The sequence below is a fragment of the Pseudoalteromonas sp. 2CM32C genome (assembly GCF_023161925.1).
GTDB lineage: Bacteria > Pseudomonadota > Gammaproteobacteria > Enterobacterales > Alteromonadaceae > Pseudoalteromonas > Pseudoalteromonas marina.
Window position 1 is genome coordinate 1 of record NZ_JALNTI010000018.1, and the last position, 13455, is coordinate 13455.

At 39.9% G+C, this 13455-nt stretch carries 13 protein-coding genes; 4 read left to right on the top strand and 9 right to left on the bottom strand.

Translation table 11 applies throughout. The annotated features are described in order from the left end of the window. Positions 1 to 326: 326 nt before the first annotated feature. The 3 genes from recG to asnC are packed head-to-tail and all read right to left on the bottom strand — an operon-like array spanning position 327 to position 3654. The gene (recG, locus tag MTF67_RS18300; protein WP_248520320.1) at positions 327 to 2408 is read right to left on the bottom strand and encodes an ATP-dependent DNA helicase RecG; all 2082 of its coding nucleotides are present in this window, start codon (positions 2406 to 2408) and stop codon (positions 327 to 329) included. A 60-nt stretch (positions 2409 to 2468) separates the two neighbouring features. Next, on the bottom strand, positions 2469 to 3155 hold the full coding sequence (gene trmH, locus MTF67_RS18305; protein ID WP_008130677.1) for a tRNA (guanosine(18)-2'-O)-methyltransferase TrmH: 687 nt from the start codon (positions 3153 to 3155) through the stop codon (positions 2469 to 2471). A 40-nt stretch (positions 3156 to 3195) separates the two neighbouring features. After that, entirely contained in the window at positions 3196 to 3654 is a 459-nt protein-coding gene (gene asnC, locus MTF67_RS18310; protein WP_039038562.1) for a transcriptional regulator AsnC, read from the bottom strand. A 197-nt stretch (positions 3655 to 3851) separates the two neighbouring features. Here asnC and asnA point away from each other — a divergent pair, with 197 nt between their 5' ends. Next, a complete protein-coding gene (asnA, locus tag MTF67_RS18315; protein WP_248520321.1) occupies positions 3852 to 4847 on the top strand; it encodes an aspartate--ammonia ligase in 996 nt (331 codons plus the stop codon). A gap of 37 nt (positions 4848 to 4884) precedes the next feature. On the opposite strand, the gene MTF67_RS18320 is transcribed toward asnA, so the two are convergent. From MTF67_RS18320 to MTF67_RS18345, 6 genes are all read right to left on the bottom strand, one after another. Continuing rightward, a complete protein-coding gene (locus tag MTF67_RS18320) occupies positions 4885 to 6492 on the bottom strand; it encodes a FapA family protein (protein WP_248520322.1) in 1608 nt (535 codons plus the stop codon). A 156-nt stretch (positions 6493 to 6648) separates the two neighbouring features. Then, positions 6649 to 7041 (bottom strand): RidA family protein, encoded by a 393-nt coding sequence (locus MTF67_RS18325; RefSeq protein WP_006794740.1) that lies wholly within the window; start codon positions 7039 to 7041, stop codon positions 6649 to 6651. A gap of 12 nt (positions 7042 to 7053) precedes the next feature. Then, a complete protein-coding gene (gene spoT, locus MTF67_RS18330; RefSeq protein WP_008130682.1) occupies positions 7054 to 9159 on the bottom strand; it encodes a bifunctional GTP diphosphokinase/guanosine-3',5'-bis pyrophosphate 3'-pyrophosphohydrolase in 2106 nt (701 codons plus the stop codon). 128 nt (positions 9160 to 9287) lie between these two features. Beyond that, positions 9288 to 9563: a DNA-directed RNA polymerase subunit omega gene (gene rpoZ, locus MTF67_RS18335; protein WP_006794742.1), complete on the bottom strand. Its 276-nt coding sequence runs from the start codon at positions 9561 to 9563 to the stop codon at positions 9288 to 9290. A gap of 124 nt (positions 9564 to 9687) precedes the next feature. Then, positions 9688 to 10308: a guanylate kinase gene (gene gmk / locus MTF67_RS18340; RefSeq protein ID WP_243532447.1), complete on the bottom strand. Its 621-nt coding sequence runs from the start codon at positions 10306 to 10308 to the stop codon at positions 9688 to 9690. Positions 10309 to 10424: 116 nt separating this feature from the next. After that, entirely contained in the window at positions 10425 to 11285 is an 861-nt protein-coding gene (locus MTF67_RS18345) for a YicC/YloC family endoribonuclease (protein WP_008130686.1), read from the bottom strand. 179 nt (positions 11286 to 11464) lie between these two features. On the opposite strand from MTF67_RS18345, the gene rph reads away from it, so the two are divergent. Genes rph through MTF67_RS18360 form a run of 3 tightly spaced genes read left to right on the top strand, consistent with a single transcriptional unit; the run spans position 11465 to position 13283 of the window. After that, complete coding sequence (gene rph / locus MTF67_RS18350) at positions 11465 to 12178, top strand: ribonuclease PH (RefSeq protein WP_006794745.1); 714 nt, start codon at positions 11465 to 11467, stop codon at positions 12176 to 12178. An 18-nt stretch (positions 12179 to 12196) separates the two neighbouring features. Next, entirely contained in the window at positions 12197 to 12841 is a 645-nt protein-coding gene (gene pyrE / locus MTF67_RS18355; RefSeq protein WP_006794746.1) for an orotate phosphoribosyltransferase, read from the top strand. Between the two features lie 55 nt (positions 12842 to 12896). Next, positions 12897 to 13283 (top strand): diacylglycerol kinase, encoded by a 387-nt coding sequence (locus MTF67_RS18360; RefSeq protein WP_006794747.1) that lies wholly within the window; start codon positions 12897 to 12899, stop codon positions 13281 to 13283. The last annotated feature ends 172 nt before the right edge of the window (positions 13284 to 13455 follow it).

The window sequence follows — 13455 nt, forward strand, 5'->3', positions numbered from 1 at the left end:
GGAGAAAGCCCGACTAGCGATAGTCGGTTTTTTACGTCTGCAGGAAAGTAATCTTCAGTATTCCCTTCTCTAAAGCGTAGCGTCTGTTGAGCAAAGCGCCTCTTTGTGAACAGTGTTTTGGCTTTTCAATACACTGGCCTATGATAGTATCCCATTTGCTATGTGGCTTTCTACCGCTGTGGGCACTACAACATAATTTATAAGGCTAAGGGTAGGAAGTAATCAGCGGATATGCATTTACATCCAGAGCTTTCAGCTAGAAGACTGTACACTATATTTGAAAACCACTTACTACCTAGAGTGATGCTGGAATAAGTATAATTGGGTTATGCTTGTGCGTAGTTTGTTTTATTGCCCAACCAGCGTTGAATGAGTGGATCTACATATTGAGGGTATTGATTTAACATCTGTTGTGCAATGGGCCTTACTTGATTTAGGGTTTGTTTATCTCTGGTTAAATCAGCAATTTTAAATTCTGCTAAGCCTGTTTGCTTAGTTCCAAGGACTTCACCTGGGCCGCGTATTTCTAAATCCCGCTCAGCTATCACAAAGCCATCGTTACTGTCTCTAAGTACACCCAAGCGTTTTTGAGCGGTATGCGAAAGTGGTGCATGGTATAAAAGGACACAATGGGAGGCAATATTACCCCTTCCCACACGCCCGCGTAACTGGTGTAATTGTGCTAAACCTAAGCGCTCTGGGTTTTCAATAATGATTAAGCTTGCGTTAGGTACGTCAACACCTACTTCAATTACTGTTGTAGCCACTAATACATGTATAAGGCCTTTTTTAAAGTCGTCCATGATGGACTGCTTTTCTGCTGGCTTCATTCGTCCGTGTACTAAGCCAATACTTAAATCTGGCAAGGCTTCCTTCAATTGCACAGCACTATCTTCAGCTGCTTGACATTGCAGTGCTTCAGACTCATCAATGAGTGTGCATACCCAATAAACTTGACGTTCTTGTTCATTACAAGCTGATTTAACGCGAGTAATTATATCGTCACGACGTGTGTCTGGAAGTGCTACTGTAGTAATAGGTGTTCGCCCAGGTGGTAACTCATCAATAATTGAGACTTCTAAGTCGGCATAAGCTGTCATTGCTAGAGTACGTGGAATGGGGGTTGCGGTCATCACTAGTTGATGTGGATAACAGCCATTAAATTGTCCCTTTTCTCTTAATGTTAAACGCTGATGAACACCGAACCGATGTTGCTCATCAATAATTATAAGTACTAGGTTGTTAAATTTTACTTCATCTTGGAATAAAGCATGTGTACCTACAATCATTTGTGATTCACCAGAGGCAATCTTTTCTAGTGTTGCTGTACGTTCTTTACCTTTTGTTTTTCCACCAAGCCATGCTACGTCAATGCCTAATTGTTTAAACCATGAGGTAAAACTTATACCATGCTGCTCTGCAAGTATTTCAGTAGGTGCCATTAAGGCTACTTGAAACCCTTGAGCTATTGCTGTTAATGCGCTTAATGCCGCAACTAAGGTTTTGCCAGAGCCTACATCGCCTTGGACTAGGCGCATCATAGGATAAGGAGATGCTAGATCAGCTTTAATTTCTGACACAACACGATTTTGTGCACTGGTTGGCGCAAAAGGCAATTGTGATAAAAATTGAGGCTCTAATTTATTTGTAGAGCTTAGAGACACCGCTTTTACTTGCTGTCCTTGCTTTCTTACTTTTAATAAACTTAGGTTTTGTGCAAGTAATTCTTCAAATACTAATCGTTGCTGAGCAGGGTGTGTTCCTTGCTCTAGTTCATTAACGTCGATATTACTAGGTGGGCGATGAAGCAATAATAAGGCATCAGCTAGTGCAAGTTGAGAAGGTTGCCATTGCACGGGTAACAGTTCTTCAACAGAGTATTTATTAAGCAGCTCTACAGCTTGTTCACTTAGGGCCCTAATAGATAATTGCTTTAAACCATCTGTTGTTGGGTAAACTGGCGTTAATGTTGAAGCTGTTGGCTGCTCACTTGGTGTATCACTTAAACTGTATTCTGGATGGCTCATTTCAAAGCCAGCACGCCCGCGGCGAACTTCGCCGAAGCAACGTATTATTTTTCCAGGGCTTAATGCATTTTTTTGTGCTGCACTGAAATTAAAAAACCTAAGTGTGAGCCTCCCTGTATTATCATTTACTTGCACAACGAGCATACGTCTTTTGCCAAATGTGATCTGGCTTGTTTCTATTGTTGCTTCAATGCTCACATGGCTGTGTAATGACAGTTCGTTGATGGAATAAATACGGGTTCTATCTTCGTACCTAAGCGGTAAGTGAAAGAGCATGTCTTGCACGTTTTTAATACCTAGCTTTAAAAGGCGTTCGGCCATTTTGGGTCCGACCCCTTTAAGTTCCGTAATGGGGTATTGGTTTAAGCTAGGTTTAGACAATGTAGGCTCAAATCTTTTTATTTGTGAATGAGTTAAGTGTACTCACAGGCTCGCTAAGCATCAAGCATGTTTTAAGGCGTGCCAAAATTCATCGTCAGCAATTATTTCACCTTCTTCATCGAGTGGCGGGTAAGGTAGTTTTTTTATACGGCATTGTTTAGCTATAACGGGGTGGTAGCCTTCAAAATACATAGGGTGTTTTATATCTTCGCTCAACATATTACGGTTATATAGCCCTGCCTTTTCGCGTTGATGTTGTGCTTCAAATAAAATGAGTGCCGCAGCCACAGAAACATTAAGAGATTGCACCATGCCTTGCATAGGGATAATTATGTTTTGATCGGCATGCTTAAGGGCTTGTGCTGAGATCCCTGTTTTTTCTTGCCCAACAATAATTGCTGTGGGTTTTGTGTAATCTATTTCTCTAAAATCAACGGCATCTTCGCTCAGGTGCGTGGCTAATATTTGTATATTTGGGTTGTGCTGTCGCATCATGGTTGCGGCATCATCAATATTTTTATGAAGGTGGGTTTCTAGCCAATTTTTACTCCCGCCTGAGGTGTTATTAGTTAGCCATTTTTGGTTTTCAGGCCATACAGCATGTACATGGTGGCAACCCACTGCGTCGGCACTTCTTACAATAGCCGATAGGTTATGGTGTTTGTGCACGTCTTCTAGGCACACGGTTAAGTCGGTTTGGCGACGCGATAAGACGTCTTTAATTCGTTGATAGCGATTTTGCTGCATGGTGATCCTCTTTTTTGTTAATTATACGAAATTTTATGTACTAAGGCATCACTGTGCGGCTAATTGGGTTTTGTAAAGAAATAAGTGTCTCGGTGGACTGGATAGCTTCTATCGCTTGAATTTTATTTATTAATACATCCTGTAAGTGGTCGATTGATTTAGCCATTACTTTAATAAAAATGCTGTAATTACCGGTGGTGTAATAGGCTTCAACAACTTCTTCGAGCGCTTCGAGTTTAATGAGTGTTTCAGGATAGTCGCGTGCATTATTTAAATTAATACCAATAAAGCAGCAAACGTCATAGCCAAGTTGCTTTGTATTTATACTTAATTGGGTGCCTGTGATAATTCCTGCTTGTTTTAATTTTTCTACACGCACATGAATAGTGCCGGCACTTACGTTAAAACGTTTCGCTAATTCTGCATAAGCTGTGCGGGCGTTTTCCATTAAAGCGTGAAGTATCTGTTTATCGAGATTATCGATTTGATAATTTTCCATTATTTTTTCTTATTTAAATTAGTGAATTCACATTTTTACCCCCTATAAATTAATCGAAATTATACATTAAAGCTATTTTAATTGTGGGTTATTGAATTAAAAGTTTAAATCGTTACAGTAACTTCATTAGCAGCATCTGTTAGGTGCGTTATTAAAAATAAAGTAAGTAACAATAACTGGGAATGAGGCCAATTATTATGAGTTCACACTATGTGCAGCAGCAGTTGCAAATAAGCAGCGTAAAGCAATTTTTTTCACGGCAATTGGAAAAACAGTTAGGGCTAGTCGAAGTGCAGGCACCTATTCTTGCAAAAGTAGGTGATGGCACACAAGATAATTTAAGCGGTCATGAAAACGCTGTAGCAGTAAATGTAAAAGCGATTGCCGATAGCCAATACGAAGTTGTGCATTCGCTAGCAAAGTGGAAACGTAAAACGTTAGGTGAGTATGGATTTAGTAAAGGTGAAGGCCTTTATACTCAAATGAAGGCACTGCGCCCTGATGAAGAGTCGCTAAGTCCTATCCACTCGGTTTACGTTGATCAGTGGGATTGGGAAAAGGTAATTTGTGAATCAACAGAACGTTCTTTAACTACCCTCAAACTTACAGTTGAATCAATTTATAAAGGCATAAAAGAAACAGAGCAATTTGTTAGCGAACACTTTTCGCTTGATCCTTTTTTACCGAGCGATATTCAATTTGTGCACAGTGAAGAGCTTCGTAAAATGTACCCTGACCTTACTGCTAAAAATCGCGAAAAAGCAATAGCTAAAAAATATGGTGCTGTATTTTTAATTGGGATTGGCGGTCAATTAGGCGATGGTCAAATTCACGATGTAAGAGCACCTGATTATGACGATTGGTCTACACCAACGAGCGAACAATATATAGGGCTCAATGGTGATATTTTAGTATGGAATCCAATACTTGAAGATTCCTTTGAGATATCTTCAATGGGGATTCGTGTAAGCCCCGAGGTACTAAAAACTCAGTTGAGGATTACAGGAGATGATGACCGCCTGCAATTGGATTGGCATAAGGCATTATTAAAAAGTCAGTTTCCACAAACTATTGGTGGAGGTATTGGGCAATCACGTTTGGCTATGTTATTGCTGCAAAAGGAACATATTGGACAAGTTCAAGTTGGAGTATGGTCGACACAAACACATGCAAGTGTTGACGGTATACTCTAATGAAAGATATAAGAGTGCTGCTTTTAGCACTCTATATTCACGATGTCTTAAACTCAACTTCTACTTTGTTATTCATCAGTTTTATTGTGCAAGGTGGGTAATTACGGTTTGTTTTAAGAACTTTATCAAAAATATGTATTTCCACACCTGAATGTAAAACTGTATTGACGATTAAGTGTGTATTTGTAAGTAATTCATGAAGGTTATTCTCTAATGATGAGAGTTGCCTTTCATATTGCTCTGCTTGTTGACATAGATGTAACTGAGTAGCACCAATTTTATTGATAAGTTCGTTTTTTCTTTCTGGATCTTTAAGCAAGTCTGCTTTTTCTAATGCAGGTTGTAAGGAGTCTAATTGGTGCTCCGTTTTAGCAAGCTCTTTAAAGCACTCGTCAGTTTCAGCAGTAATATCACCGCCGGAGCTTGCTAAATTAATAACCATTTTAGCACCCGATTCGTTGCCAATTTCACCAGCAATTAATGTTGTCGCGTCTAAAATCTCGCCGCCAAATATCTTACCTTTAGGTAAATCTGGTTGACCTACCTTAAGAGCATGACGTGCCTTCATAATACAGTGGCTAGTTTGTCGCTCAATAAAAATATTTGCAGCTTCTAAATAGCAATATTGTGAGTGGGATACATGAATGTCGCCTTCACATATAAGCTTACACGAAAGCGATTTGTCGTCAGATTTTTGATGCCCAATAACGCCTTGCTTAACAGTAATATTACCGCCGGCCGTTAACTCACCAGATTCAACAGTACCAAATATTGTAATATCACCTTTGGCGGTTACTTTCATTCCAGGATCTATATTTCGAGTAACAATCACACTGCCTTCAAAATCAATATGGCCGCTTTTAACGTTGACATCGGGAATAGTAAAAATATCGTCTACGCGCATTCCGTTAGTAATTTCAATAGGCACACCTGATATGGTTGATACTAACTCTAGAGGGTTAAGTTTAGAGATCTCGGTACCCTCACCGGCAACAAGTTGTTTATTGTCACCCGGTTTCGCCGGTAATATATCGCCAAGTACAGTAAAGCCTTCTTTTCCTGGAGTTGCGGGTTGCTGGCGTATAAGTACCGCACCAGGCTCAACACTTGCCATTTTACCAAAGTCACGCATATCAACGCTGCCATCTTCTTTTAACTTTGGGGTTTTTAGATGGTCTTTTAAAGTTCTTACTTTGGTAACGAGTTTAGTTGCTAAGCCATCACTGGGCAGGCGGCCTTGAGCCAAAATACCCTGCATAACCTCACCTGCTTTAGCAGTAAATTGCTTTTGTAATAGTTGTTCTAAATATGCTTGCTTATAACCACGAACTATACCTGCTTTGACTAGCTGTTTTTTTGCATCATCAAGGCTGAGTAAATCACCGCCTTGCGCGACGGTAAGCTCGCCAGTAGCCATCATTTTATCATCACTGATGACAACCTCTAACTTTGCATCGTATTTGGTCGCGACGATAAGTACTGGCTCTGCACTTTTATCTTTGAAGAATGCATTAATTGCGTCGTAATCAATTTTACAGTCGCAAAATTTAGACATTTCTATTGCTTCAATAACAAATGTAGCACTTGGAGGCGGGTGTTTATTTACATCGAGTAAAACATTCCCATTATGAGCAAGCTTAAACACAGCTAATCCTTTTTAACCACTAAAGTTTTAGTAAATTAATGACATAGTTACAGAGTGATAGAAATTGAAGACGGAGTCAAGATAGTAAGAATAACAATATAGTATAAAAAGAGGACAGGTGTGAGCTATAGAGTGGGTCTATAGCTCAGGAAAATATTAGTTAGTTGAAGGCAGTTCCATTATTCCGTCAATCTCAACTTGTACACCTTTTGGTAAAGCACGTACACCAACTGCTGCACGTGCAGGGTATGGCTGCTTAAAGTACTGGCTCATCACTTCGTTAACGACTGCAAAGTTAGATAAATCAGTTAAATAAATATTTACTTTAACTAAGTCTTGAATTTTACCACCGGCTTCTTCACACACTGCTGTGATATTTTTAAATACTTGATGTGTTTGCTCACTAAAGTCTTCTGATATAACTTCCATAGTCTCAGGTACTAATGGAATTTGACCAGACAAGTATACTGCAGTGCCAACTTTAACTGCTTGGCTATAAGTACCTATTGCTGCAGGTGCTTTTTCGGTGGATATAAATGCTTTGTTCATGTTTTTCCTATGTTATTTTTTTCGATAGACTTTTTGCACATCGGGCATTACGCGAATTTTTCGCATAATATTGGCAACATGGACACGGTTTTTAACCGTGACTCCAAGGTCTATCACATATAAATTACTTTCTTTTTCGTCAGTCGCTATTTCAACAATATTAGCGTGGGTTGTGGCAACTACGTTGGTTAACTTAGCTAACGCACCTTGATGATTAATAATCTCTACCCTAAGGGCTGCTATGTATTCTTTTTCAGGGTTATCATCCCATTTTACGACCAAGTATTTAGATCGTTCACTTTCCCAGCCACGAATATTTTTACATTCTTGGCGATGAACTGTTAATCCTTTACCTTGGCTTATGTGTGCAGTAATTGCATCACCTGGGACAGGGCGGCAACATTTAGAGTAATTGACTAACATGCCTTCTGTTCCAATAATGGTCGCTTTGGCTTGTTTAGTTATGTCGGTCAAGTCGTCAGAATCATTTTGCAATAAACGCTTGGCTATGAGTACGCTCATTAAATTACCAGCGCCAATTTCTACAAGCAGCTCAAGTAAGGTCGAAAGTTCATGCTCTTCAAGAACGCGTGCAATATTTTCATCAGGAATACTATCTAGCTTGTTTTCGCCTAGTGCAGAGTCGAGTAAGCGTCTACCAAGCAACATAGCTTCTTCATGATGCTGACTCTTAAGGTAATTACGAATACCTAAGCGCGCTTTACCCGTCACAATAAAGTTAAGCCAAGTCGCATTAGGGTGAGCGCCTGAACTGGTGATCACTTCAATTGTTTGGCCTGTGTCTAGTGGTTTACTTAACGGGTAAGGTTTGCGGTTAACACGCGCGCCTACACAGGTATTGCCTACGTCGGTATGAACTGCATACGCAAAATCGACCGCAGTAGCGCCCATTGGTAGTTCAACTATTCGGCCATCAGGGGTGAATACGTAAATTTCCTCAGGGAATAATTCTGTTTTAACGTTTTCAATAAATTCAAACGACGACCCTGCACTTTGTTGAAGTTCAAGTAAGCTTTGCATCCATTGACGAGCACGTTGCTGAGATGTATTACCTGCGCCATCGCCAGCTTTTTTATACATCCAATGTGCTGCAACGCCTTTGTCGGCCATATGATCCATGTCATGGGTACGAATTTGTATTTCTACAGGAATACCATGCGGGCCAACAAGCGAAGTATGCAACGACTGGTAACCATTTGTTTTAGGTACCGCAATGTAATCTTTAAAGCGAGTTTCAATAGGTTTATATAAATTATGCGCAACGCCTAATACACGGTAGCAGGTATCCATTGAATCGACGGCAATTCTAAACGCATAAATATCCATTACCTCATTAAACAGCAACTCCTTATTTAGCATTTTTTTATAAATGCTATAAAGGTGTTTTTCGCGTCCAGATACAGTAGCAGCAATGCCCGATTCTTCTAAGCGAGCTTCTACTTCAGTTTGAATATTGGAGATAACTTCTTTGCGGTTACCACGGGCTTTAGCCACTTCCGACTTAAGTGCACGATGGCGCATAGGGTATAATGCTTGAAAACCTAAGTCTTCCAGTTCATTTTTTATATCGTGAATACCCAAACGGTTTGCAATGGGTGCGTATATTTCAAGTGTTTCACGCGCTATGCGGCGGCGTTTATCTGGGCGAAGTGCGCCAAGGGTGCGCATATTGTGTGTTCTATCGGCAAGTTTGATTAAAATAACCCGAATGTCTTGGGTCATTGCCATGATCATTTTTCGGTAGTTTTCAGCCTGAAACTCTTTTTTATCTTTAAAGCTCAGCTTATCAAGTTTACTTACACCTTCAACAAGTTCTGCGACGGTTTCGCCAAAAATCTCAGCTAAGTCTTGTTGGCTAAAGTCGGTATCTTCAATTACATCGTGCATTAATGCGGCCATGAGCGTTTCATGATCAAGGTGCATACCTGCTAGGATTTGAGTTACTTCAACGGGGTGAGTAATGTAAGGCTCGCCGCTTGAGCGAGTTTGGCCTTCATGAGCCTCTCGTGCTACCACGTAAGACTTTTGTACCAGCTCTACTTCAGCAGCAGGTAAGTATTCAGAAATTTTCTTTTTTAGACCTTCAAAAAGATACATTCACACTCCAATGTTCTAGTGAAGCAAATTAGGTAACGGTAAGTTAAGAATATACGATGAAAAGAAAGGATTGCCAACGGCTATAGTAGAAATACTGCGCCGTTGGCTAAATCAGACCGGGAGGTCGATTATTGGTTGCCACCAACAATAGCAGCAACAGCAGCAAGTTCTGCTGCTTCTTGATGTTGTTGTTCTTCACGGTCGATTAAATCCATTGATGAGCTATCAACAAGGTTTAATTCAATTTCACGTAAAGCAACAACGGTTGGTTTATCGTTTTCAGGGTCTACTAGTGGAGTTTTACCACCAACAGCAATTTGGCGGGCACGACGAGCCGCAACTAAAATTAAGTCAAAACGATTACCAACTGCATCTACTGCATCTTCAACTGTTACGCGAGCCATCTCAGCACTCCAAAAATAATTTAAAAGCAAAGGCGTAGTTTACTGCACGCAGGGACTTTCGCCAATAGGTAGTGGTCAATTTTTATCAGTTTTACTGAGTATGACCTAATTAAATGCCCTTAATTTACTTCAAAAGGTCATTTAGTAATTTTTTATTACGAATTTCTTGAGCGCTTAATGTTAAACGCTGCGCCATAACAATCGTTTCAATATCACCAAGGGCAGTATCAAAATCATCGTTTACAATAACAAAATCGTACTCGTTGAAATGAGATGTTTCAGATTGTGCTTTGGCCATACGAGACGCAATAACATCTGCAGAGTCTTGGCCGCGGTTATTTAAGCGTTGTTCAAGTTCTGCTTTAGAAGGCGGTAAAATAAAAATAGTCTGCACGCTTGGCATAATTTTACGAACTTGCTGTGCACCTTGCCAGTCTATGTCTAAAAATACATCTATGCCTGCGTCAAGTTGCGACTCAATAGCTTGTTTTGATGTACCGTAATAGTTATCAAAAACTTGTGCCCACTCAAAAAAATCATCTTTGGTAATTAATGCTTTAAACTCATCTGTAGTTACAAAGTGATAGTGAATGCCATTTTCTTCACCTGGGCGAGGTGAGCGAGTGGTGTGCGATACCGATACTTTCATATCTGCATGTTTCTTAAGTAAGGCATTAATTAAGCTAGACTTACCTGCACCTGATGGCGCTGATAAAATAAATAAGTTTCCGCGAGTTTGAGCCATGTTTTTCTCTATCAAAAAATAAACAGGCTTGAGTTATAAATAACCCAAGCCTTTAATTATTACATTGTACTTTATTTAGCTATTTGTGCTCAAGTGAGTCACAGGCGTACTTTACGCTATTCAATATTTTGGATCTGCTCACGCATCTGTTCAATTAGAACTTTAAGCTCCACTGCTGCATTAGTAATATCGCTATTAATAGACTTAGAGGCGAGGGTATTTGCTTCTCGGTTAAACTCTTGCATCATGAAATCTAAGCGACGGCCACATGCGCCGCCTTTTTTAAGAATTTTTTTAGTTTCTTTAACATGAGACTTTAAGCGATCTAGCTCTTCAGCTACGTCTTGCTTTTGTGCTAAATAAATTAGCTCTTGCTCAAGACGAGACTCGTCAATATTTGTTGTTAAATCTTCCAATTTTTGTTCGAGCTTCTCACGTTGCCATTTAGTAATTTCTGGCATGTGAGTTTCTACAGTGTTTACTTGCTCTATAATTGCATCAAGGCGAGTTGCTATCATCTCTTCTAAATTTGCGCCTTCATCACCCCGTGCTGATTTAAAGTCTTCTATTACTTCATCAAGCCCTGCAATTAGCGCTGTGTTTACGCTGTCCATATCCAGTTCTTCGGCTTCCATTACACCAGGCCAGCGTAAAATATCAACAGGGTTTATCTCACCATTACTTTGCTGTTGAACCCATTTAGCACTATTTATAAGTTGTTCAGCCAATGCTTGATTGATTGATAACTCACCAACATGAGCTGGGTTTGCAACAAACTTTAAAAATACTTCTACTTTACCGCGCTGTAGATGTTTACGTAAGCGTTCACGAATAACAGGCTCCATCCCACGAAATTGCTCTGGTGCGCGAATAAAGGTTTCAAGGTAACGTTGGTTAACTGATCGAACTTCCCAAGTGCCAGTGCCCCAATCGCCTTTTATCTCGCGACGCGCATAAGCTGTCATACTGTGGATCATGGATGGTTTCCTAAGTTTTATAATACATAATTAATTATTATTATACCGAAACACTCTCCAACCTCTAGGGAAAATTTAAGTAGCTGAATGTTTTGCAACCAGGTATTTGTTAAATCAGCATGGTATCTGTACTCACATACACTTATAATGTGACAAATTATGAATTAAGGGGATCGTCAATGCGTCCAAGCCAAAGAACACCAAATCAAATTAGACCCGTATCATTTACACGTAATTATACTTTGCATGCAGAAGGGTCTGTACTTGTTGAATTTGGTAATACCAAAGTACTTTGTACAGCTACGGTTGAATCGGGCGTTCCGCGTTTCATGAAAGGCCAAGGTAAGGGGTGGATAAATGCTGAGTACGGCATGCTTCCAAGGTCAACACACACGCGCAATGCTCGAGAAGCGTCTCGTGGTAAGCAAGGTGGCCGAACAATGGAAATTCAACGTTTGATTGCACGTGCACTTCGCGCGGCAGTTGATTTAAAAGCACTTGGCGAAAACACGATTACTATTGATTGTGATGTCATTCAGGCCGATGGTGGAACACGCACAGCATCAATAAGCGGTGCTTGTGTTGCACTTGTCGATGCACTAACCCACATGCGTGCCAAGGGTATGATTAATTCAAACCCGCTTAAGCATATGATTGCTGCAATTTCAGTTGGCATATATAAGGGCCAAGCTATAAGTGATTTAGAATATATTGAAGACTCAGCGGCAGAAACTGATATGAATGTAATTTTAACTGAAACAGGTAAAATTATTGAAGTTCAAGGCACGGCAGAGGGCGAGCCGTTTTCGTTTGATGAGCTTGATGAGTTACTTACATTAGCAAAACACTCTATCAGAGAGATCATTGACGTTCAAAAGCAAGCATTAGCATAAATAAGTAGGTAGCAAAAAATGAAAGATTACCAAAAAGAATTTATTGAATTTGCGCTAGAAAAGCAGGTACTGAAGTTTGGTGAGTTTACCCTTAAATCAGGCCGTACTAGTCCATACTTCTTTAATGCAGGCTTATTTAACACTGGACGTGATTTAGCACGGTTAGGCCGTTTTTATGCTGCAGCTCTAGAAGATGCGGCTATAGAATATGATGTTTTATTTGGACCAGCTTATAAAGGTATTCCAATCGCTACCACCACAGCTGTAGCATTAGCAGATCATTACAACAAAGATGTACCTTATTGCTTTAACCGCAAAGAGAAAAAAGCGCATGGTGAAGGCGGTACATTAGTAGGCTCACCATTAAATGGTAAAATTATGCTGGTGGATGATGTGATCACTGCGGGTACCGCAATTCGCGAATCAATGGAAATCATCGCAGATAATGGCGCAGACTTAAGTGGTGTATTAATAGCACTAGATCGTCAGGAAAAAGGTAAAGCTGAGCTCTCTGCTATTCAAGAGGTTGAACGCGACTTTAATACACAGGTAATTTCTATTGTTAAACTTGCTGATTTGATTAGTTACCTTGAAAACCAAGGGACAATGGGTGAACATTTAGTATCAGTAAAAGCGTATCGTGATAAATACGGCGTAGCCTAAAATATAAAGCCTCGCATTGCGGGGCTTTCTTTTGACCTTTAAAAGAGCTTATTTAATGAAAGATGTATTCAAACCAAATGGATTAGGGTTCAAGCGTGTATTTAAAGCCACATACTGCTCCTATCTAGGATTTAAAGCAGCGTTTAAAGAAGAAGCTGCATTCAGGCAAGAGTTACTGATCTGCATAATCCTTTTTCCTTTTTCATTTCTGCTGGCATCTTCATTACTTCATTGGGCAATTCTTATGTGCTCACTGCTAGTGGTATTAATTGTTGAATTATTAAACTCAGCAATTGAAGCACTCACTGATCGTGTAAGCACAGAACTTCATGTTTTGTCAGGCAGGGCAAAAGATATGGGCTCTGCAGCCGTCACGCTTTCACTAATGATCCTTGTGATCTTATGGGGAGTGAGTTTGTATATGAAGATCGTCGGATCTTAGCCTACCGTTTCAAAGCAAAATTGACGATACATGTTAATAAAATGAAAGCAATGTTGTTTTTTTAGTGTGTTTAGTTCAAATACTCATCGAACAGTATGTTTTTTCAAGTTTTCTTCAAAAAAGGGTTGATCTGTTTTCGGATCTCCCTATAATGCGACCCCACTGAGACGGC

Bases quoted from the DNA above. Each gene is read 5' to 3' on its own strand.
- gmk (WP_243532447.1), bottom strand. From the start codon at position 10,308: ATGGCTCAAACTCGCGGAAACTTATTTATTTTATCAGCGCCATCAGGT.
- trmH (WP_008130677.1), bottom strand. From the start codon at position 3,155: ATGCAGCAAAATCGCTATCAACGAATTAAAGACGTCTTATCGCGTCGC.
- asnA (WP_248520321.1), top strand. From the start codon at position 3,852: ATGAGTTCACACTATGTGCAGCAGCAGTTGCAAATAAGCAGCGTAAAG.
- rph (WP_006794745.1), top strand. From the start codon at position 11,465: ATGCGTCCAAGCCAAAGAACACCAAATCAAATTAGACCCGTATCATTT.
- MTF67_RS18345 (WP_008130686.1), bottom strand. From the start codon at position 11,285: ATGATCCACAGTATGACAGCTTATGCGCGTCGCGAGATAAAAGGCGAT.
- MTF67_RS18360 (WP_006794747.1), top strand. From the start codon at position 12,897: ATGAAAGATGTATTCAAACCAAATGGATTAGGGTTCAAGCGTGTATTT.
- rpoZ (WP_006794742.1), bottom strand. From the start codon at position 9,563: ATGGCTCGCGTAACAGTTGAAGATGCAGTAGATGCAGTTGGTAATCGT.
- pyrE (WP_006794746.1), top strand. From the start codon at position 12,197: ATGAAAGATTACCAAAAAGAATTTATTGAATTTGCGCTAGAAAAGCAG.
- MTF67_RS18325 (WP_006794740.1), bottom strand. From the start codon at position 7,041: ATGAACAAAGCATTTATATCCACCGAAAAAGCACCTGCAGCAATAGGT.
- spoT (WP_008130682.1), bottom strand. From the start codon at position 9,159: ATGTATCTTTTTGAAGGTCTAAAAAAGAAAATTTCTGAATACTTACCT.
- asnC (WP_039038562.1), bottom strand. From the start codon at position 3,654: ATGGAAAATTATCAAATCGATAATCTCGATAAACAGATACTTCACGCT.